At 66.1% G+C, this 21,117-nt stretch carries 17 protein-coding genes; 6 read left to right on the top strand and 11 right to left on the bottom strand.

What is annotated here, in order from left to right; translation table 11 throughout:
* Window positions 1-99 precede the first annotated feature (99 nt).
* Window positions 100-756, bottom strand: a complete 657-nt coding sequence (locus ACQR1D_RS18810; protein ID WP_315803152.1) for a TetR/AcrR family transcriptional regulator — start codon at window positions 754-756, stop codon at window positions 100-102.
* Window positions 757-910: 154 nt separating this feature from the next.
* Between ACQR1D_RS18810 and ACQR1D_RS18805 the strand changes: the two genes are divergently transcribed.
* The 3 genes from ACQR1D_RS18805 (at window position 911) to ACQR1D_RS18795 (ending at window position 4,376) form a co-directional block, all read left to right on the top strand.
* Window positions 911-1,681, top strand: a complete 771-nt coding sequence (locus tag ACQR1D_RS18805) for an enoyl-CoA hydratase (RefSeq protein ID WP_316183651.1) — start codon at window positions 911-913, stop codon at window positions 1,679-1,681.
* Between the two features lie 137 nt (window positions 1,682-1,818).
* The gene (locus ACQR1D_RS18800; protein ID WP_434839008.1) at window positions 1,819-3,006 is read left to right on the top strand and encodes a thiolase family protein; all 1,188 of its coding nucleotides are present in this window, start codon (window positions 1,819-1,821) and stop codon (window positions 3,004-3,006) included.
* A gap of 86 nt (window positions 3,007-3,092) precedes the next feature.
* Window positions 3,093-4,376, top strand: a complete 1,284-nt coding sequence (locus ACQR1D_RS18795; protein WP_434839007.1) for an MFS transporter — start codon at window positions 3,093-3,095, stop codon at window positions 4,374-4,376.
* Window positions 4,377-4,378: 2 nt separating this feature from the next.
* Here ACQR1D_RS18795 and ACQR1D_RS18790 read toward each other — a convergent pair whose 3' ends face one another.
* Together ACQR1D_RS18790 and ACQR1D_RS18785 are read right to left on the bottom strand one after the other, a co-directional pair.
* Complete coding sequence (locus ACQR1D_RS18790) at window positions 4,379-5,938, bottom strand: acyl-CoA carboxylase subunit beta (RefSeq protein ID WP_434839006.1); 1,560 nt, start codon at window positions 5,936-5,938, stop codon at window positions 4,379-4,381.
* Entirely contained in the window at window positions 5,868-6,854 is a 987-nt protein-coding gene (locus ACQR1D_RS18785) for an IclR family transcriptional regulator (protein ID WP_434839005.1), read from the bottom strand. Before ACQR1D_RS18785 ends, ACQR1D_RS18790 begins: the two co-directional genes overlap by 71 nt.
* A gap of 384 nt (window positions 6,855-7,238) precedes the next feature.
* Here ACQR1D_RS18785 and glsA point away from each other — a divergent pair, with 384 nt between their 5' ends.
* Window positions 7,239-9,098, top strand: coding sequence for a glutaminase A (glsA, locus tag ACQR1D_RS18780; protein WP_316237824.1), 1,860 nt, complete (start codon window positions 7,239-7,241; stop codon window positions 9,096-9,098).
* A gap of 674 nt (window positions 9,099-9,772) precedes the next feature.
* Here the strand turns inward: glsA and ACQR1D_RS18775 are convergent.
* From ACQR1D_RS18775 to ACQR1D_RS18760, 4 genes are all read right to left on the bottom strand, one after another.
* Window positions 9,773-10,129 carry a Zn-ribbon domain-containing OB-fold protein gene (locus ACQR1D_RS18775; RefSeq protein ID WP_316216307.1) on the bottom strand — a complete coding sequence of 119 codons (357 nt, stop codon included), beginning with the start codon at window positions 10,127-10,129 and terminating at the stop codon, window positions 9,773-9,775.
* Entirely contained in the window at window positions 10,126-11,262 is a 1,137-nt protein-coding gene (locus ACQR1D_RS18770) for a thiolase family protein (RefSeq protein WP_434839004.1), read from the bottom strand. The genes ACQR1D_RS18775 and ACQR1D_RS18770 overlap by 4 nt, the downstream gene beginning before the upstream one ends.
* Before the next feature lie 346 nt (window positions 11,263-11,608).
* Window positions 11,609-12,775 carry an acyl-CoA dehydrogenase family protein gene (locus tag ACQR1D_RS18765; protein ID WP_434839003.1) on the bottom strand — a complete coding sequence of 389 codons (1,167 nt, stop codon included), beginning with the start codon at window positions 12,773-12,775 and terminating at the stop codon, window positions 11,609-11,611.
* Window positions 12,776-12,779: 4 nt separating this feature from the next.
* Window positions 12,780-13,985, bottom strand: a complete 1,206-nt coding sequence (locus ACQR1D_RS18760) for a CaiB/BaiF CoA transferase family protein (RefSeq protein ID WP_316216305.1) — start codon at window positions 13,983-13,985, stop codon at window positions 12,780-12,782.
* A gap of 264 nt (window positions 13,986-14,249) precedes the next feature.
* On the opposite strand from ACQR1D_RS18760, the gene ACQR1D_RS18755 reads away from it, so the two are divergent.
* On the top strand, window positions 14,250-14,675 hold the full coding sequence (locus tag ACQR1D_RS18755; RefSeq protein ID WP_011926088.1) for a GFA family protein: 426 nt from the start codon (window positions 14,250-14,252) through the stop codon (window positions 14,673-14,675).
* A gap of 768 nt (window positions 14,676-15,443) precedes the next feature.
* Here the strand turns inward: ACQR1D_RS18755 and ybaL are convergent.
* The gene (gene ybaL, locus ACQR1D_RS18750; protein ID WP_434839002.1) at window positions 15,444-17,192 is read right to left on the bottom strand and encodes a YbaL family putative K(+) efflux transporter; all 1,749 of its coding nucleotides are present in this window, start codon (window positions 17,190-17,192) and stop codon (window positions 15,444-15,446) included.
* 165 nt (window positions 17,193-17,357) lie between these two features.
* Here ybaL and ACQR1D_RS18745 point away from each other — a divergent pair, with 165 nt between their 5' ends.
* Window positions 17,358-17,921, top strand: a complete 564-nt coding sequence (locus ACQR1D_RS18745) for a DinB family protein (RefSeq protein WP_434839001.1) — start codon at window positions 17,358-17,360, stop codon at window positions 17,919-17,921.
* 84 nt (window positions 17,922-18,005) lie between these two features.
* On the opposite strand, the gene ACQR1D_RS18740 is transcribed toward ACQR1D_RS18745, so the two are convergent.
* From ACQR1D_RS18740 to denD, 3 genes are all read right to left on the bottom strand, one after another.
* Window positions 18,006-18,560: a GNAT family N-acetyltransferase gene (locus ACQR1D_RS18740; protein ID WP_434839000.1), complete on the bottom strand. Its 555-nt coding sequence runs from the start codon at window positions 18,558-18,560 to the stop codon at window positions 18,006-18,008.
* Between the two features lie 168 nt (window positions 18,561-18,728).
* Window positions 18,729-19,898 carry an acetyl-CoA acetyltransferase gene (locus ACQR1D_RS18735; protein WP_434838999.1) on the bottom strand — a complete coding sequence of 390 codons (1,170 nt, stop codon included), beginning with the start codon at window positions 19,896-19,898 and terminating at the stop codon, window positions 18,729-18,731.
* A 75-nt stretch (window positions 19,899-19,973) separates the two neighbouring features.
* Window positions 19,974-20,957, bottom strand: coding sequence for a D-erythronate dehydrogenase (denD, locus tag ACQR1D_RS18730; protein ID WP_434838998.1), 984 nt, complete (start codon window positions 20,955-20,957; stop codon window positions 19,974-19,976).
* Between the last annotated feature and the right edge of the window lie 160 nt (window positions 20,958-21,117).

The following is a 21,117-nucleotide window of genomic DNA, read 5'->3' as shown; positions in this document are numbered from 1 at the left end:
GCGCTGCGAAAATGCAGCCCCTTCGCTCGGTCGGCACGATCACGGCAGCCCCCGCGACGTGCAGCGTGCCGCGTCCAGCATCCGACCCCACACGAGGGATCAGCGCTTTGCGGCGGCCGTCTTCTTCGCAGGCCTGTTCGCGGGCGTTCGCGCGGGGGATTTCCCCGCCGGTCCGCCGCCACTGGCGACGGCCAGCGCCACCTCGCGCCCGGAGCTCAGAATATCGTCGGACAATTCGCCGCTGCCGGTCAGTCGCGCCATCACGAGCGTCCCCGTCAGCGTCGCAAGCATCGCCGAAGCGCGCTTTCGCGCCGTCCTGGCCGGAACGTCGACGATGTACTCGGCGAACAGGTCGATCAGCTCTTCCAGCTTCGCGGCAAAAGCCTTGCGGGTCTTGGCGCTCTCACGGGCGATTTCCGCCCCGAGCGCAGGAACCGCGCAGCCGTGACCGACATCGTCACGATGCCCCGCGGACAGATAGCCATCGACGATCGCCGCAAGCCGCTTCTGCGGCGGCAACTGGTCCAGCAGCTTGCGCCAATGCTCCATCGAACGGTCGATCGCATAACCGAACGCCTCCACCACCAGCGCCTCGCGCGAATCGAAATGCGCGTAGAAGCCGCCGTGAGTCAGTCCGGCCTCCTTCATCAGGTCGGCAACCCCGACGCCGTGAGCGCCGCGCTCGCGCAGCCGCACCGATGCCTTGCGCACGATCCGCGCGTGGGTTTCCGCCTTGTGTTCCGGAGAGTAGCGCATTGCCGTCCCATTGAATGTCTGCGGTCATACTATAACAGCTCTGCGTCCTGCTCGCTGCAGCTATTTGATGAATTCGAGTTGATCTAAATCAACTTCGCTGGCCTGATTTATTCCCGACACACCCCTGTTGCCCAGGAACCCGACGAGGACGACGATGGACATGCTCAATTCCCACTGCGGCGTGAGTCGTGACGGCCGCGGCGTGGTCCGGCTGACGATCTGCAATGCCGGCCCGCTCAACATTCTCGGTTCGGCGGCGATTCTCGACGTGGAAGCCGGCCTGCAATCACTCGCCTCCGATGCCGGCATTCGCGTTCTCGTTTTGGCCGGCGAAAGCGGGAAGAGCATGATCGGCGGCGCCGACATCAAGGAGATGGCGACGCTGGACCAGGCGTCGGCGGAAACGTTCATCTCGCGACTTGCCGGGCTCTGCGAAGCGGTGCGACATTTTCCTGTCCCCGTGATTGCGCGGATGCCGGGGTGGTGCCTGGGTGGCGGATTGGAGGTCGCAGCAGCCTGCGATATCCGCGTCGCGGGGCATGATGCCAAGTTCGGCATGCCCGAAGTGCGTGTCGGCATCCCGTCGGTCATTCATGCCGCGCTGTTGCCACGTCTCATCGGCTGGGGCCGCACGCGCTGGCTGCTGATGACCGCCGAGACGATCGACGCGCCGACCGCGCTCGCCTGGGGCCTCGTCGATGCCGTCGCCGCCGAGGGAGAACTCGACATCGCGGTCGAGAAGGCCGTGGCATCCCTGCTCGCCTGCGGCCCCGAAGCGCTGCGGACTCAGAAGGCCCTGCTGCGTCAATGGGAGGAGCTGCCGCTGAAGGAGTCGGTCGAGATATCGATCGGCGCCTTCGGACGGTCGTTCCTGACCGATGAGCCAAAACGGCTGATGCAACATTTCATCGACCGCAAGCGATAGCAATTTCCTCCAAGTCTCGGCTCTCGGAGCCCGGCAGTCTTGCGCCAGCTTCACGATGGTTCAGCAGGGATCGCCGGGGTTTCCTTTTGCGAGACGCTATTATATGATGGTCATCATCTTTTATCAGGGAGCCTGTCATGGCCTCATCCGATTCCGTCGTGATCCTGTCCGCCGCCCGCACTCCGTTGGGCCGTTTCATGGGCGAATTGTCACCGCTGAGTGCGAACAAGCTCGGCGCGCACGTGATCGGATCGGCGCTCGAACGCGCCACCGTCTCGCCCGATGCGGTCCAGGAGGTGTTCATGGGCAACGTACTATCGGCCGGCCAGGGCCAGGCTCCGGCACGGCAGGCCGCACGCGGTTCCGGCCTGCCGGACGCCACGGGCGCCACCACGATCAACAAGGTCTGCGGCTCCGGCATGAAGGCGACGATGTTGGCGCTCGACATCATTCGGGCGGGCTCCGCCGAGATCGTCGTATCAGGCGGCATGGAGAGCATGAGCAACGCGCCGTATCTGCTGACCAAGGCGCGCGGCGGCTATCGTGCCGGCCACGACCGGATCCTCGATCACATGATGCTGGATGGCCTGGAGGACGCCTATGAGACCGGACGCTCGATGGGCGATTTCGGCGAGGCCACGGCCGAGGCCTATCAGTTCACCCGCGCCGACCAGGATGCCTACGCCATCGAGACGCTGACGCGTGCGCGCAAGGCGGTCGAAGGCGGGGCATTCAAGGCCGAGATCGCCCCGATCACGATCGTCGAGAAATCCGGCCCCCGCCTGGTCGTCAATGACGAGCATCCGCTGAAGGTCGATCCGGCGAAGATCCCGGCACTGAAGCCGGCGTTCCGCAAGGATGGCACGATTACGCCCGCGGCGTCCTCCGCGAATGCGGATGGTGCTGCGGCACTCGTGCTCGCCACGCGATCGCGTGCCGACCGCGACGGGCTGCCTGTCCTCGCGGAGATCAAGGGCCACGCCACGCACAGCCAGGAGCCGCAATGGTTCACGACGGCGCCGATCCCGGCGATCCGGAAGCTGCTCGACAAGGTCGGCTGGCAGGTCGAGGATGTCGACCTGTTCGAGATCAACGAGGCGTTTGCGGTCGTCGCCATGGCCGCGCAGCGCGACCTCGGCATTGCGCGCGACCGGCTGAACGTCAACGGCGGCGCCTGCGCACTGGGCCATCCGATCGGCGCCACCGGCGCGCGGCTGATCGTGACGCTGGTGCATGCGATGCAGGCCCGTGGACTGAAGCGCGGTGTCGCCGCGCTATGCATCGGCGGCGGCGAGGCGACGGCCATTGCGCTCGAGCGGCCGTGATGTCCTGAAACGAGGGAACTTAGCCATTTATGTCATCGATGCGTCCTGGCAGGATGGGGCGCAATCTTCATCGGACTGAGAAGCACATGATCTCGAATCGGCTCGCGGCAGCACTCGCCCGGCGCAACATCCACTACGGCTGGGTCATGGTGGCCGTAACATTCTTTACGGCCCTGGTGTCGGCCGGCACGGTGGGGGCGCCGGGCGTGTTCATCGTGCCCCTTCAGCAGGAGTTCGGCTGGAGCACCGCCGAGATCTCCTCGGCGCTCTCCATCCGCTTCGTGCTGTTCGGGCTGATGGCCCCGTTCGCCGCTGCCCTGCTCAACCGCTATGGCCTGCGCAACATCACGCTGCTTGCTCAACTGATCGTGGTCACCGCGCTGCTTTCGTCGTTGGCGATGAGCCAGGTCTGGCACCTCGTGCTGCTGTGGGGCGTCGTGATCGGCATCGGCACCGGCATGACCGCCTTGGTGCTGGGCGCGACCATCGCCACGCGCTGGTTCGTCGCGCGTCGCGGCCTCGTCGTCGGCATTCTCACCGCCAGCGTCGCCACCGGACAGCTGGTGTTCCTGCCGCTGCTCGCCAGCCTGACCGAGCGGCTCGGCTGGCGCGTGGCGCTTGGGCTGATCTGCGTCATGCTCGGCGTCTCCGCCACGGCCGTGCTGCTCTTGATGCGCGATCGCCCGAGCGATCTCGGCCTGCGTCCCTTCGGCGACAAGGGCACCGAGCCGATTGCCGCGTCGGCGCCCGTCACCGCGCCGATCCTCGCCGCAGCGCTCGGCACCCTCCGCGACGCCTCGCGCACACCGGTGTTCTGGATGCTCTTTGCAACCTTCTTCATCTGCGGCGCCTCGACCAACGGCCTCGTCCAGGTGCATCTGATCCCGATGTGCCTCGACTTCGGCATTCCGCAGGTGCAGGCGGCGGGCCTGCTCGCCGCCATGGGCATCTTCGACTTCTTCGGCACCATCGTCTCGGGGTGGCTGTCGGACCGCTACGATAATCGCTGGCTGCTGTTCTGGTACTATGGCCTGCGCGGCCTCTCGCTGCTGTTCCTGCCGTTCACGGACTTCTCGTTCTATGGCCTGTCGCTGTTCGCGATGTTCTACGGCCTCGACTGGATCGCCACGGTGCCGCCGACGGTGCGGCTGACGGCGCAGCGGTTTGGGCCCGAGCGGGCCAACCTGGTTTTCGGCTGGGTGTTCGCCGGGCATCAGCTCGGCGCCGGCACCGCCGCGTTCGGCGCGGGCCTGTCGCGCACGCTGTTGCAGAGCTATCTCCCGGCATTCTTCACCGCCGGCGCGCTCTGCCTCGTCGCGGCCCTCCTCGCGCTCGCGATCGCGCGGCAGGCCAAGCCTGCCGCGGCGTGAGCTCACGGCCGCGTCGTCATCGCCGTGGGCGGCCCCGGCGTGCGCAGCGGCTCGGCGAGGCGCGCGAACTCGCACAGCAGCGCGCGCGTCTTGCGCGGGTCGATGATCTCCTCGACCCAGAACTTCTCGGCTGAGCGGAACGGCGAGCGCAGCTTGGTCAGCCGCTCCTCGATCTCCTTGAGCTTGGCCTTCGGTTCCGGTGCGGCGTCGATCTCGGCGCGATAGGCCGCCTCGATGCCGCCTTCGAGCGGCAGCGAGCCCCAATGAGCCGACGGCCATGCATAGCGGATCGAGAAGCGATCGGCCGGCTGATGCACGACACCGGCGACGCCGAAATTGTTGCGCACGATCACCGTGCACCACGGCACCGTCGACTGGTTGACGGCGGCCATCGCGCGCACGCCATGGCGAATGGTCGCCGCCTTCTCCGCCTCCAAACCGACCATGAAGCCCGGGCAGTCCATCAGGTAGACGATCGGCAGATGGAAGGTCTCGGCGAAGTCGACCCAGCGGATCACCTTCTGGCAGGCGTCCGCGGTCCACGAGCCGCCGAAGTGATAGGGATCGCTCGCCAGAACCATCACGGCGCGGCCTTCGAGACGCGCGAGACCGACGATGAGCGGACGGCCGTAGTTCTGCGCCACCTCGAAGAAAGAGCCGGTATCAACCACAGACTCGATGATCGGCCGCATCTTGTAGACGCGCCGGCGATCCCGCGGCACCGCGCTGATCAATTGCTCGTCGGTCCTCTGCGGATCGTCGGTGCACGGCATGGTCGGTGGTAGCTCGTAGACGGAGGATGGCAGATAGGACAGGAAGCGGCGCGCGCAGGCGAACGCCTCTGCCTCGGTATCGACAGCGTGATCGACGCCGCCGGCCTTGGTCTGGATATCGGCGCCGCCGAGCTCCATCTTGCCGAGGTCCTGGCCCAGCCGCTTCACCACCGGCGGTCCGGCGACGAACATCGCCGACTGCCTGGTCATGACCGAGTAATGGCTCGCCGCGAGCCGCGCTGCGCCCAGGCCCGCAACCGAGCCGAGGCCGAGCCCGACCACCGGGACCAGCGACATGTTCTCGGTCGTGTAGCGGTACCAGCGATTGCCGCCGATACCGCCGGGCAGATTGGCCGCGCCCTTGGTCTCGATGGTCTTGACCGAGCCGCCGCCGCCGGAGCCTTCGATGATGCGGATGATAGGCAGGCGGAAGTCGTGCGCCATCTCCTCCGCCATTAGCGGCTTGGCGGCGATCGACGCATCGGCCGAGCCGCCGCGCACGGTGAAGTCGTCGCCGACCACGACGACGGTGCGGCCGTCGACGCGCGCGCGGCCAAACACACAATTCGCAGGCGTGACGTGCTTGAGCTCGCCCTGCTCGTCATACTCGCCGAGGCCCGCGACGGCGCCGATCTCGTGAAAGCTGCCGGGATCGACGACACCGTCGATGCGCTCGCGAACGGTGAGACGGCCCTGGTCGTGCTGACGCTTGACCTTGTCAGGCCCGCCCATCTCCCGCGCGAAGGCCTCGCGCCGGGCCAGTTCCTCGAGCTCCGGCTGCCAACTCATTCGTTCCCCCTGCCCCGGTGATGGTCTTGTTCTTATGATTGGTCTTCGTGGTCACCTGGAGCGGCTTCCTCTCCATCCGGCTGTTGAAGACGTCGGCTTCCGCGCCCTGCAATAGCGCCGCGATGCTGCGGCCGAGCTCGCGCATCGGCTGGGCGACCTCGTCATGCAGCCGCTGCTCGTCGTACATCGCCGACAACAGCCCGATCGTGAGCACGACATAGGTCTGGTATTGCGGCGACCACAGCGGCAGCGCGACGCCATTGATGTGCGGACTCCACAGGCCGCAGGCCACGACGTAGCCGTGCTCCTTGAGAAACTGCCTGTTGTGCTCAAGGCGCGGCCGCAGCAGCTTGGCCGCGTCCGGCATCTCCCGCTCCATCTCGGCCAGCAAGGCGTCGCCGACCTCCGGCTCGAGCGCGGCGACATAGGCATGCCCGGCCGCGGTCGAGGCCATCGAGATGCGGCTGCCGGTGGTCTCATGCAGGCCGAGCGCGTTGGCGGCGCGGCCGAACTCGAGATAGACGAGGTGGAAGCGGTCGGGAATCACGAAGCCGACCGTGCCGGGCAACTGCTCGGCGACGTCCTGCAGCCGCTGCCGGATCAGATTGCGCAACTGCAAGCCGCGGGTCATCGACGTGCTCATCGCCACCGCGCTCGGGCCGATGCGGTATTTCTGATCGCGCGGCAGGTAAACCAGCTGGCCCATGCGGGTCAGCGTGTGCGTGAGCCGCGACACCGTCGACCGCGGCAGGCCGCAGCGGTTGGAGATTTCGAGATTGCCGAGCCGCGCCTCGTGCCCTTCGAAACAGCGAAGCACGTCGAACGCCCGCGACACCACCTGAATGACCTCGCCCTCGCCGGCGAGATCTCCGGGCAGCATGCTGCCCCTGCTCAATCGCTCAGACCGTCGTCCCATCCGTTTCCCACCAATTCCGTCATGCGGAATGATATTCCGCTTATCGAACAAGCTAGCCCAGCCATTTTGCCGTCACAACAGTAGACCGTCTCTAAAAGCCACCGTTCTTCAGCGTGTTGGCACAAGACTCGACGCCCTCGCACAATCGGCAGCGGGATGCGGGAGTAACGATCATCGCCGGTTCCAAATGGCGGTACCGGAGCGCTGGCTTTCGATCGGCATCCCCTCCTGCGCATGGCAACACCGGGCGGTCATCACGCCCGCGAGCCCGCTCAAACGGTGGGCAGCGGCAACATTTGACCAGCCCTGCGACAAGTGTGGGCTGGCTGCGCCCTCGCGGCTGCGACATAACCGGCGCGAAACCTTGTTCCCGCCGAGCTTCCGATGACCACCCACCCGACGCCGATCAGAAATCCTCAGCATTGGGCGACGGCCGCCATGCCGCCGCTGCAGCGCTTCCTGTCCGCTTGCCATGCCGACTTCTGGCCCGATCATGACGGCGCCGTCGCGAACTACATCCCCGAGCTCGGCAAGGCCGACCCGTCGCATTTCGGCATCAGCCTCGCCACGCTCGACGGCCACATCTACGAGGTCGGCGACAGCCGTGTGCCGTTCACGATCCAGTCGATGTCGAAGCCGTTCGTGTTTGCGCTCGCGCTCGATACGCTCGGCTCCGACGAGGTCGAGCGCGTGATCGGGGTCGAGCCGTCGGGCGATCCCTTCAATTCGATCCGGCTCAATGCGCAGAACCATCCGTTCAATCCGATGGTCAATGCCGGCGCGATCGCCTGCAGCGGCCTGATCCGCAAGGCACGGCACGACGACGCCTTCGATACCATCCGCGACGCGCTCGGCCGCTTCGCAGGCCGCGAGCTCGATGTCGACGACGCGGTGTTCGCATCGGAAGCCGCCACCGGCGATCGCAACCGCGCGATCGCCTATCTGCTGCGGACCTCGGACGTCATCAGGGAGCCAGTCGACGAGGTGCTCGCGGTCTACTTCCGACAATGCGCCGTGCTCGTCACCGCGCGCGACTGCGCGATCATGGCGGCGACGCTCGCCAATCGCGGCGTCAATCCGGTCACCGGCGAGCAGGTGGTGACGCCCTATGCGGTGTCGCGCACGCTGTCGGTAATGACCTCCTCGGGCATGTATGACTTCGCCGGCGAGTGGATCTACCGCGTCGGCATTCCCGCCAAGAGCGGCGTCGGCGGCGGCATCCTGGCGAGCCTGCCGGCGCGGCTCGGGCTCGGCAGCTATTCGCCCCGGCTCGACGGCCACGGCAATAGCGTGCGCGGCATCAAGGTCTGCGAGGCGCTGTCGGCCCATTACGGCCTGCACATGCTCAACCGCTCCGACGATGCGCGCACCACGATCATCGCCGACTACGACATCGGCGCCAGCCCGTCGCGGCGCAGCCGCCGCGCGCAGGAGCGCACCATCCTCGCCGCCCATCCCGACGCGGTTCGCGTGCTCGAGCTGGTCGGCACGCTGTCCCTCTCCAACGTCGACTACGTCTCGCGCCAGCTTGCGGCGGGCACACGGCCGCAATTCGTCATTGTCGACCTCCATCGCGTCACCGCGATGACGCAAGCCGGACTGCGCCTGCTCTCCGAGCTGTTTCACGAGCTGGCCGACTTTCACGTCACCGTCGTGCTGTCGGGCATCCGCCGCAGCTCGCCGGAATGGCAGGAGATCGCGGCCCGCACCGGCGACATCAAGAACGTGCGCGACTTCTACCTGCTCGACACCGCGATCGAATGGGCCGAGGACCAGATCGTCTATCGCTATGGCGGGGCGATCGACTTCCTCGAAACCACCGAGCTCGCCGAGCAGCCGCTGCTTGCGGGGATCACCGAAGACGAGCGCCACGAGCTCGCGGCGCTGGCAACCATCCGGCACTATCAGCAGGGCGAACGCATCCTGGCGGCCGGCGATGCGGCGGCCTCGCTGTTCTTCCTGCGCTCCGGCGTCGTCCACGTCACCCTGCCCGACGGCATCCGGTTGGCGACGCTGACGGCAGGGCAATGCTTCGGCGAGATGGCGTTGCTTGAGCCCGTGCGCTCCGCCGACGTCGTCGCTGATTTCTCCGCCACCGCCTTCGAGATCTCGCTGGTGGATTTCGAACGTTTCCGCGTGCGACATCCGAAAGCCGGCGAGCGCATCATGCGCAATCTCGCGCAACTGCTGGCCGAGCGTCTGACAATCGCCAATGCGCGGCTCAACCTGCTCGCGGCAGACTGATTTCGCTGCATCGGCCTTCGTGATCGACGTGTCGCACGCGGCCGAAGCAGACAAATACTCAAGGTTGCATTTCACAGTAGTTAGTAGTTCCGGTCGATATCTTTCATCACTCGTATTTGTACGGGCTCGCCCAAACGTTACCGGGACTCGGTCGCAGGACAACCATAAGCGAGCCCAATTCGCGCCGCATTACCCGACGATGTTCTGAACCGTCGATGAACGCCGAGTGGGGACTCGCAAAGCGGACATCGAAGTGGGGTGTTCCGAGTAAAATTCCAGCCGACGTAGCGTGTGTAATTGCGCCACGGAGAGTCGTGTCCAGTGTCCAGGGAGGAAACGGCATGAAGGAAGCCACTAAGAGGGCAACGTCGGAGGCACTCGCGCATATGCTGGCGGTGACGTCCATGATCGTCATCGCCAGCGTCCTGTTCTACGGGCGATGAAGGGCTGTCTGGAGGTTCTGCGTCGCAGTTTCTTCATCGCCCGTAGGTAGGGTTGTGAGCTTGATTGCTCACGCGAACGACCGAGTTGAGTTGCGTTTGAGTTAGTGAGCGTAGCGTAACAGTATTGCGTCAATCGCGCGGCGATCCGGGTCGGGACGAATTTGTGATGCGTATCGTCCCGCCTCGGCCGCCCGCGGTCGACCTCTCCCGACGTCGCCCTGTTTTCCATCATCATTTGGCTTTCCCGAAGTAAGGCACGATGCCGCCCGCGAAGGTGACGAAGCGGGCCGTGACGGGATCGCCGTTCGCAAGTTCGTGGTCGCCATGGGCCATGATGCGAAAGCCCTCGCGCATATCCACCAGCACGATGTTGTAGGGCACGTGCGCGCGCGTCTCCGGCGTCGCCGCGCGGCAGACGAGTGATGCCGCATAGATTGTGCCTTCGCCTGTCGCCGCGTGATCGGTGAGCGCAAGCGAGCCGCAGGCCGCGCAGAAGTCGCGGCGGAAATACTGCAGGTGGGCGCAGCACGCACAGCGCTGAAAGCGAATCGCTGCAACACCCCTGGTCCAGTCCGCCGATTCGCTCATCGCACACGCTCCCAGAACATGCTGACATGCGACGACAGCACGCCGCCATCGCCGTGCAGCAGCGCCAGCTCTGCTTCGCGCACCTGGCGAGGTCCGGCGCGCCTCGTCATCTGCAGATGCGCTTCGCTCAGATGCGCCATGGCACCGCCGACGCCGCAATGGCCGTAGCTCAAGAGGCCGCCATGGGTGTTGAGCGGCACGGCGCCGTCGCGGCCGAAATGACCGGCCCTGACCCGCGCCGCCGCCTCGCCGCGGCCGGCCAGGCCAAGATCCTCGAGCAGCATGCAGAGCGTGATGGTGAAGCTGTCATAGACGGCGGCGTAGTCGACGTCCTTGATGTCCACACCCGCTGCTGCCTTCGCCTTCGCGATCGCAATCTCGGCGCCGAGCGCGCTCAGGGCCGGCGCCGCCGTGACGTGCTGATGCGTGTGCGCCTGGGCGCAGCCGCGCACGCGCACCGCCGTCGCTCCGGTCGGCTCGCGGCTGATGATGATGGCGGCGCCGCCGTCGGAGACCGGACAACAGTCGAGCAGCTTCAGCGGCCGCGCGACCGGCTTCGATGCCATGACGTCGGCCACCGTGATGGACTCGTGAAATTGCGCACCGGGATGATCCAGCGCGTGCGTCCGCATCAGGACGGCGAACTCCGCGAGATCCTGTTCGGTGACGCCGTATTCGTGCATGTAGCGCGAGGCGACGAGGCCGTAATAGGCAGGGATCGTCGGCCCGAGCGGCAACTCATAGTCGGGATGGCCGACTTGCGCCAGCGCCTGGATCGAGGCGTCGCGGCTCTGCCCGGTCAGGCGGTTCTCGCCGGCGACGACGAGCATGTGTCTGACGACGCCGGCTTCGACCAGATGATGCGCCAGCATCACCATCGCGAGGCCGGTGGCGCCGCCGACCTGCACGGCGTGGGCATAGGAGGGCGTGATGCCGAAATGCTCGGCGAACACGGTGGCAAGCATGATGTGCGGCGACACCGTGGAATAGCCGCACAGGATGCCGTCGATGTCACGCCGTGTCAGCCCGGCATCGTCGAGCGCAAGCTGCGCGGCCAGGCTCATCAGGTCGAGCGAGGAGCGGCCGTCGTGACGGCCGAACGAGGTGAGGCCGGTGCCGGTGATGTAGGTCATCGTGCCACTCGCTCCCCCGTCATTCCGGGGCATCGCGCAGCGATGAACCCGGAATCTCGAAATGAGAGACGATCGTGCACGACAAGCTCGAGATTCCGGGTTCGCGACTTCGTCGCGCCCCGGAATGACGAGGTCTGACGTACAGAGTCTATTTTTGATCGAGGACGATGCTCCGAGGACAACTGCGCTCCCCTCCCCCTTGCGGGGAGGGGTTGGGGGTGGGGGTAGCCACACAACGAGTCTTTGTGGGGTACCCCCCTCCCTGCCCCTCCCCCACAAGGGGGGAGGGAATGCTGGCATTGTGCGTCCATCACGCCTGCGTTCGCCATCTCAGTGCAATTCATCCTCAATACGATTTCGGCAGGCCGAGGACCTTTTCGGCGATGAAGCTCAGGATCAGTTGCGGGCTGATTGGGGCAATGCGGGGGATCAGGGATTCGCGCAGGTAACGTTCGACGTGGTACTCGCGCGCGTAGCCGAAGCCGCCGTGAGTCATCACGGCCTGCTCGCAGGCATGGAAGCCCGCCTCTGCGGCGAGATATTTCGCCGCGTTCGCCGCCGGGCCGCACGCCATGCCCTGGTCATATTGCCAGCCGGCCTGCAGCACCATCAGCCAGGCCGCCTCCAGCTCCATCCAGTTCTTGGCCAGGGGATGCTGGATGCCCTGGTTCTGGCCGATCGGGCGGTTGAACACGTTGCGCGTCCGCGCATAGGCTGACGCGCGCGACAGCGCGAGCTGGCCGAGGCCGACGGCTTCGGCCGCGATCAGGATTCGCTCCGGGTTCATGCCGTGCAGGATGTAGTCGAAGCCCCGGCCCTCCTCGCCCAGCCTATCCTCGACTGGAATTTCAAAATCCTCGAAGAACAGCTCGTTGGAGTCGACCGGCTTGCGGCCCATCTTCTCGATCTCGTGCACCTTGATGCGGCCGCGATCGAAATCGGTGTAGAACAGGCTGAGCCCGTGGGTCGGGCGCTTCACCTCCTCCAGAGGCGCGGTGCGTGCCAGCAGCAGGATCTTCTCGGCGACCTGCGCGGTCGAGATCCACACCTTCTGGCCGTTGACGATGTAGCGGTCGCCCTTGCGCACGGCGCGCGTCTTGAGCTGTGTGGTGTTGAGGCCGGTGTTCGGCTCGGTCACGGCGAAGCACGCCTTCTCGCTGCCATCGACGATGCGCGGCAGCATCCGCGCGCACTGCTCTTTGGTCCCGAACACGACGACCGGATTGAGCCCGAACACATTCATGTGGATCGCCGAGGCACCGGACATGCCGGCGCCCGATTCCGCGATGGTCCGCATCATGATCGCGGCATCGAGGATGCCGAGACCGGAGCCGCCATACTCCTCGGGAATGCAGATGCCGAGCCAGCCGGCCTCGGCCAGCGCCTTGTGGAAGTCGGCGGGAAAGCCGCCCTCCTTGTCCTTCTTCAGCCAGTAGGCATCGTCAAAGCGCGCGCAGATTTTGGCCACCGCATCACGGATCGATTCCTGGTTGGCGGAGAGCGCGAAATCCATCGTCTCACTCCCTGGCAGGCGCCGGCGTGGTCACGCCGTCGCGGATCATCGCGGCGATCTCCTCGTCCGAGAAACCAAGCTCGTGCAGGATCTGCGCGCCATGCTCGTTCGGCCGCGCCGCCAGACGCTGCGGCTCGGCCTTGGTCTCGGACCAGGTCGCGGAAACGCGGGTGCTGCGGATCGGGCCTTCGGTCGGATGTTCGACCACGGGAAAGAAATCAGTCGCCACGAGGTGCGGATCGTTCAGCAGGCTTTGGAGATCGTGCATCGGCATCACCGGAATGTCCGCCTTGTCCAGCAGTGCGGTCCACTCCGCCGTGGTGCGGGTCTGGAAGATGCGCGCGAGCTCGGCATAGACGATGTCGATGTTGGCGGCGCGACGGGCAAAGCTGTTGAAGCGGTCATCGGCGCGGAGGTCGGTGCGGCCGGATGCTTCGAAGAACGCGTCCCATTGCTTGTCGTTGTAGACGATCACGCAGATGTGGCCGTCGGCGGTCTTGTAGGGCCGGCGGTCCTGCGACAGATGCCGGGCGTAGCCGCCGCGGTCCAGCGGCGGCTCATAGGTGAGACCGCCCATGTGATCGCCCATGATGAAGGCCGACATGGTCTCGAACATCGGCACGTCCAGGCGCTGGCCGCGGCCGGTGCGGTCGCGATGCACAAGGCTGGCGCAGATTGCGCCGACCGCCGTCAGGCCGACGATGCGGTCGACCAGGGCATTCGGCACATAGCGCGGCGTGCCGTCGCCGGCGACGGCCATCAGGTGAGACAGCGCCGCCCCGCCCTGGATCAGGTCGTCATAGGCCGGCTTGGCCGCATAAGGTCCGTTCTGGCCGAAGCCGAACACGCCGGCATAGACCAGCCGTGGATTCAGCGCGGCGACCACCTCGTAGCCGAGGTTCAGCCGTGCCATCGCCTGCGGACGGATGTTGTAGAGCAGGACGTCGGCATCCTTGACCATGCGCAGCACGGCTTCCCGTCCCGCCGGCTTCTTCAGGTCGAGGCAGATCACGCGCTTGCCGCGGTTGGTGTTGAGGGTCACCGGCCCCATGCCGGGATGACGCCAGGGGCCGATCTTGCGGGTGACGTCGCCGTCGGGTGATTCCACCTTGATCACGTCGGCGCCGTAGTCGCCGAGCGTCTGGGCGGCATACGGCCCCATCAGCACGGTGGTCATGTCGATGACCTTGATGCCGGCAAGCGGTCCCATCGCGGCGTCAGCTCCCTCGTTCGTCGTTATGGACAGAGCTAACGGCACACCCGGTTCCGGGGCAAGCGGGCGCGCGCGTATGGGGCCATGCGTGGGATTGCGCCGTCGCAACATTCCGCCGCGCGGATCACTGCCGGACGCCCGCCGTTGCATCGCACCAGATGTTCCGTGCCAACACCTGCATTCTGCGATTCCCTTTCGCCGGGCAGCTGTGTCAGCATGGCAGTCCAACATCCAAAAAGACGATTGAGGGAGAACGCTGTCATGACGCTGTATCAGGGCAAATGCTTCTGCGGCACGGTCGAGCTCGAGGCCGATGGCGAGCCGGAGGCGATGGGTTATTGCCACTGCTCGTCCTGCCGCTCCTGGTCGGCCGGCCCCGTCAACGCCTTCACCTTGTGGAAGCCTTCGAACGTGCGCGTCACCAAGGGCGCGGAGGCGATCGGCACCTATCACAAGACCGACATGAGCCACCGCAAGTACTGCACCAAGTGCGGCGGTCATCTGATGACCGACCATCCGCCGCTCGGCATGATCGACGTCTATGCCGCGACCATTCCGACCTTGAAGTTCACGCCCGGCGTCCACGTGAACTACGCGGAGAGCGTGCTGCCCATCAAGGACGGCCTGCCGAAGCTGAAGGATTTTCCGGCCGAGTTCGGCGGCTCCGGCGAGATGATGCCGGAGTGAGCCAAGGTTCGCTTTCAACAGGCGGGCAAGCATCACCGGCCTCGCGACAGGATTTGTCCGAGCTCTGCTGATCGATGTGGCCCTCTCTTGAAAAAGAGGGCGCAGGGAAGGCCGGGTGCCGACTGGCACCCGTGGCCCCCGTGCGAAAGAAAGCACGGGGAGAGAACCACAGGTTCAGCCGGATCAACCCGGCCCTCCCTGCGCGATGGTCTTCACGCTTATTTCGCGCTCTCCTCGGTGCACCGGCTTTTGGCCACCGTCGCCCTTGGGCTCATCATCACCCGCAGGCTTGGCATCAGCGTCGGGATGCCGGGACCACGCGACTTCACGTCCGCAACCTGCCGTTCGTCCACGCGAGCCAAGCTGCGCTGCGACACGTCGCGGCCACCGCATCCCTGCCTCAACGTTCGTGACGATCGCGAAGCGCCCCTCGTGGCGAAGCAGGATGGGGAGAGTGAAACATATTTTCTGGAAAAGCGAAACATGAATATTTTCCGCGCAGGGACTGGACAGCCCAAATCAGCTTGAACGCGCACGAGAAATTCGCCGCTCGGCGCAGCCACGGTCACCGTCATTCCACCAATCTGAGTTTGTTGCGAAACGGTTCCACGTCGTCATGCCCGGGCTCCGTCCCGGGCATCCACGTCGTTCTCGGCACGCCGAGCGACGTGGATGGCCGGGACAAGCCCGGCCATGACGACGCTGAGGGAGATGGGCACAAAACAAAGCTGCAGCCCTTGAATCCGTAGTGACAAGCCTGCGCCCGGGCTACGCCTGGACCTGCACGCTCTCCGCCGCGCGTTCCGGCACCAGCTCGGGCGCGGCATCAGGCGGCCGCGTGTCCAGCTCCTCGATCATGCCGCGCGCGATCTCGCGCTCGCCCATGATGACCCTGTCGGCGCCGAGCGACTTCAAGTGCTCGACTTCGGCATCGGAATGGGCGCGCGCCACGATGTGCAGCGCCGGATTGGCGGCGCGGGCCTGCTCGACGATCTGTCCGGCCTCGAACGCCTCGGGAATGGCAATGACGAGCGCATGCGCGCCGGCCAGATTCGTCGCCCGCAGCACGTTGCTGCGCGCGGCGTTGCCGGTGATGGTCTCGACACCCGCGCTCTTCAGCTGCTTCAGGATGTCCTCCGACGTTTCCACCGCAAGGAACGGATGCCCGCGCTGCTGCAGCGCCTCGCCGACGAGGCGTCCGACGCGGCCATAGCCGACGATGATCGTGTGCTCGGTCAGTTGCGTCACCGGGATCTCGGCCGGCGGTGTTGCTGAAGGCGTCGAGGCATCGGCCCGGCGGCGCTCCAGCCGCGGCATCAGCCAATCGAGCGCGGCGAACATCAGCGGATTGAGCATGATCGAGATGATGGCGCCGGCCAGGATCAGGTCGCGCCCGGCTTTCGGCAAGAGATTCGAGGCGCCGCCGATCTCGGCGAGGATGAAGGAGAATTCGCCGATCTGCGCAAGGCTCGCGGAGATCGTCAGCGCGGTCGAAGCCGGACGGCGGAAAGCGATCACGATCAGGAACGCGGCAACCGACTTGCCGAACAGGATGATGAACAAGGTCGCGAGCAGCGGCCAGGGCTCGCGGATCACGCTTCCCGGATCGAACAGCATGCCGGCGGAGACGAAGAACAGCACCGCGAAGGCATCGCGCAGCGGCAGCGATTCCTGCGCGGCGCGCTGGCTCAGCGGGGACTCGCCGAGCATCATGCCGGCGAAGAAGGCGCCGAGCGCGAGCGACACGCCGAACAGCTTTGTCGAGCCGAAGGCGACGCCGAGCGCGATTGCGAGCACCGCCAGGCGAAACAGCTCGCGCGAGCCGGTGTGGGCGATGTAGTGCAGGATCCACGGGATCAGGCGGCGGCCGACCAGCAGCATCACCGCCATGAACACGCCGATCTTGACGAAGGTCAGCAGCAGCACGCCGGTCAGCCCGAGCCCGAAGCGGGCGGCGAGCGGATCGGCGGCGGCGACGTCGCCATTGCCGTTCTGCAGGCTGGCAAAGGCTGGGATCAGCACCAGCGCCAGCACCATCGCGAGGTCTTCGACGATCAGCCAGCCCACCGCGATGCGGCCGCGCTCGGTGTCCATCAGCCGCCGCTCCTGCATCGCGCGCAGCAGCACCACAGTGCTGGCGACCGAGAGCGCGAGACCGAACACGAGGCCCCCGCCGATCGACCAGCCCATCGCCCAGCTCAAGGCCATGCCCATCAGGGTCGCCACCGTGATCTGCACGATCGCGCCGGGCACGGCGATCGCGCGCACCGACATCAGGTCCTTGAGCGAGAAGTGCAGGCCGACGCCGAACATCAGGAGAATGATGCCGAGCTCGGCGAGCTCGGTCGCCAGCGCCTGGTCGGCGACGAAGCCGGGTGTGAACGGACCGACGGCGACGCCGGCGAGGAGGTAGCCGACCAGCGGCGGGAACCGGAACCGTTGCGCGAGCGCTCCGAAGACGAAGGCCAGTCCAAGGCCGGCGACGATGGTCGCGATGAGGGGTGTGTCGTGCGGCATCTCAACTTGTTGCACAGGAGGCGCAGCGATGCACCGCGACCAATTGTGGCAGAGTTCCGCAAATGCGCATGGGGATGGTGCACGGACGGCTGCGGAAATCGGTGGTGAATGGCGTCATCAGTTCCGTATGATGTGAAGCGAGCCATCACGGGGTGCCCTGTCCCAATGCCCGCCGATCTCGTTCAGACGTTTCGCGCCTTCGCCTATAACAACGCCTGGGCCAATCACCGGCTGCTGACCTCCTGCGGCCAGCTCAGCGCCGAGGACTTCGCCGCCGAGCGCACCGGCTTCTTCCCGAGCCTGCAGAAGACGCTGAACCACATCTACATCATCGACCTGTTCTACGTCGACGCGCTGGAAGGCGGCTGGCTCGGCCCGATGGCGTGGCAGAACGAGGTGCCGTTCCCGCGCCTCGCAGATCTTGCGAAGGCGCAGGGCGCGATGGACCGCCGGCTGATCGCGTTCTGCGAGGCGCTGACGCCCGCGCGCCTCGACGACACCGTTCGCATCAACCGCGAGAGCCGGGTGCAGAACGAGCGCTGCGACCGGCTGCTGCTGCATCTGTTCCAGCACGACATCCATCACCGCGGCCAGGCGCATGCGATGCTGTCGGCGACGTCCGTCAAGCCGCCGCAGCTGGATGAGTTCTTTCCGGCCGATGACGCCGGCCTGCGCGCGAAGGATTTCGCCGAGTTGGGGTTCAGCGAGGAGAAGATCTGGAAGCCGTAGCCCAGATGACTGCCCACGACGCACACTCTCTCCGTCATTCCGGAGCGCGCGCTGCGCGAGCCCCGGAACGACGAGGAGGAGAGATCAGCGCGAGGCGCCTTCCCACAGGGCGCGTGGGAGCCGGTACATCACTTGCCGGCACAACGGGCTGTCCGCCTCGACGCGCGGATGATCGAAATCGGAGGCCTCGTCCCTGATCATGCCGAGCTTGCGCATGACGTTCTGCGAGGCTTCGTTGGCCGGCGCGGCGTAGGCGATGATCTCATCGAGACCGAGCCGATCGAAGCCGAAGGCGAGCGATGCGCGCGCGGCTTCCGTCGTTATCCCCCGCCCCCAGGCCGCGCGCGCGAGCCGCCAACCGATCTCGACCGCCGGCGTGAACGGCGCATCGAAGAACACGCGGAATAAGCCGGTTGCTCCGAGGAAGCTGCCGGTGGCGCGGTCTTCGACCACCCAGAAACCGAAGCCGTGCTCGGCCCAATGCTTGATCTGAAAGTCGATCCACTGATCGCAGGCCTGCCGCGTCGGCAGCGCGCGCAAGTATCGCATCACCGCGGTATCCGCCGACATCGCCGCAAACGGCGCGCGATCATCGTCGCACCATTTGCGCAAGATAAGGCGGTCGGTTTGGATGATCATGACAGATCACTGAGGAGGCTGACGACCAGATTACCCTGCCTTGAAGCCCCCCTGGGTCACCGTCATTGTGAGGAGCGAAGCGACGAAGCAATCCAGAATCCCGCGCGCGGCCCTGGATTGCGTCGCTGCGCTCGCAATGACGGTGGATGGCCCCTCTTGAAACGTAGCCTACTTCGTCGGCTCCAGAATCGACACATAGTTGGCCACCGCGGCGCCGCCCATGTTGAAGATGCCGCCGAGCTTGGCGTTGGGGAGCTGCATGCCCTCGGGCGCGGTGCCGGTGAGCTGCATCGCCGTCATGACGTGCATGGAGACGCCGGTGGCGCCGATCGGGTGACCCTTGGCCTTGAGGCCGCCGGACGGATTGACCGGCAGCTTGCCGTCCTTGAGCGTCCAGCCCTCCTTGATGGCGCGGGCGCCCTGCCCGCGCGGCGTCAGGCCCATCGCCTCGTACTCGATCAACTCGGCGACCGTGAAGCAGTCATGGGTCTCGACGAAGGAGAGATCGGACAGCGTGACGCCGGCTTTCTCCAGCGCGCGCTGCCAGGCCACGGTGCAGCCCTCGAAGGCGAGGATGTCGCGCTTGGACATCGGCAGGAAATCCTGCGCGTGCGCCGTCGCGCGCACGTTGACCGCTTTCGCGAAGGACTTCGCGGTCTCGCTGTCGGTGAGCACCAAAGCGGCGGCGCCGTCGGAGACCAGCGAGCAGTCGGTGCGCTTCAGGGGACCTGCCACGTACGGGTTCTTCTCGCTCTCCGAGCGGCAGAACTCGAAGCCGAAATCCTTGCGCATCTGCGCATAGGGATTGGCGACGCCGTTCTTGTGGTTCTTGGCCGCGATCAGCGCCAGTGCGTCGGACTGGTCGCCGTACTTCTGGAAATAGCCCTGCGCGATCTTGCCGAACACGCCAGCGAAGCCGCCGACGGTGTCGCCGTCCTCCGGCAGGTAGGACGCCTTGAGCAGGTTCTTGCCGATCTCCGGCCCGGGCGTGCGCGTCATCTGCTCGACGCCGACGACGAGCACGATCTTCGCGGCGCCGGCCGCGATGGCGCGGATGCCCTGGTGGACGGCGGCGGAACCCGTCGCGCAGGCGTTCTCCACCCGCGTCGCCGGCTTGAAGCGCAGTGCCGGATCGGCCTGCAGCACCAGCGAGGCCGTGAAGTCCTGGGCTGAGAAGCCGGCGTTGAAATGGCCGAGCACGATCTCGTCGACGTCGCCCGCCGAAATGCCGGCGTCGGCGAGCGCCTCATTGGCGACCTTGACGACGAGGCTCTCGACGGTCTCGGCGTCGAACTTCCCGAACGGCGTATGCGCCCATCCGACGATGCTGGCGGTCATGCTGTCTCTCCCGAATGTCTCCCTGCCTCTCACATGGCGCTTTGCGCCATGCGAGTCCAGAGGCTGGTGGCGGTCTCAGGCGACGAACTTGCCGCCGAGCTCGTCCTCGATGTGGATCCGGATGATGTCGTCGAAGGTCTTTTCCTCGGTGGTGAAACCGAGCTCGCGGGCCCGCTTGGCCTCGAAAGTCCGCGGCCAGCCGGCGACGATGCCGATGATGAACGGATCCGGCTCCCGCCTGATGCGGGCCGCGACGTTGTCGCCGGCGACGCGCCGGAGCGCGGCAATCTGCTCGCCGACGGTGGCCGTCAGGCCGGGCATGGTGAGGTTCCGGCGCGGCCCGATCTTGGCCGTATCCATGGTCGCGGCATGCAGGAGGAAGCCGACCGCCGAGCGTGGCGTGGCGTGCCAATGCTGGACGTCCTCGGACACCGGCAGCACGGCCTCCTTGCCGGCGAGCGGCTCGCGCAGGATATTGGAGAAGAAGCCGGACGCCGCCTTGTTCGGCGCGCCGGGACGGATGCAGATGGTCGGCAGGCGGATGCCGACGCCGTCGAAGAAGCCGCGGCGGCTGTAGTCGGCCAGCAGCAATTCGCCGATCGCCTTCTGGGTGCCGTAGCTGAGCAGCGGCGCATTGACGAACTCGTCGCCGATGGCGTCGGGGAACGGCGCGCCGAACACCGCGATCGACGAGGTGAAGACCAGGCGCGGCTTGTAACCGTCGCCGATCAGCCTGACCGCGTCGAACAGCATCCGCGTGCCGTCGAGATTGATGCGGTAGCCCTTGTCGAAATCGAGCTCGGCCTCGCCGGAAACGATCGCGGCGAGATGGAAGATCACGTCGGGACGCGCGGCGACCAGCTTCTCGGCGAAGCCCGGCACGGCAAAGTCGCCGGCGATGGTCTCGACCGCGATGGGCGTGTCGGGCTTCGCCGGCGCCACGATGTCCTGCAAGGTCATGCGGGTGATGGCTGCCTGGCCGAGGCGGCCGTCGCGGACCAGACGCTCGACCAGCTTGCGTCCGACCATGCCGGCGGCGCCGAGAACGAGAATATGCAAGGGGATGCTCCTTGTTTCTTGTTGTTTCACCATGCGCGACGACGATCATCGACGCAAAGCGGTGCTCATGACTGCGCCCTCTCCCCTTGTGGGAGAGGGCTACACTGCCGGTGCCGCACGCTCGCTTGGGTGAGGGGTTTGGTCCCACAAACTCCGCCAT

Source organism: Bradyrhizobium sp. HKCCYLRH2047 (genome assembly GCF_051168175.1).
GTDB lineage: Bacteria > Pseudomonadota > Alphaproteobacteria > Rhizobiales > Xanthobacteraceae > Bradyrhizobium.
The sequence above is the reverse complement of the archived record's forward strand: the minus strand, read 5'-3'. Positions and strand labels throughout refer to the sequence as shown.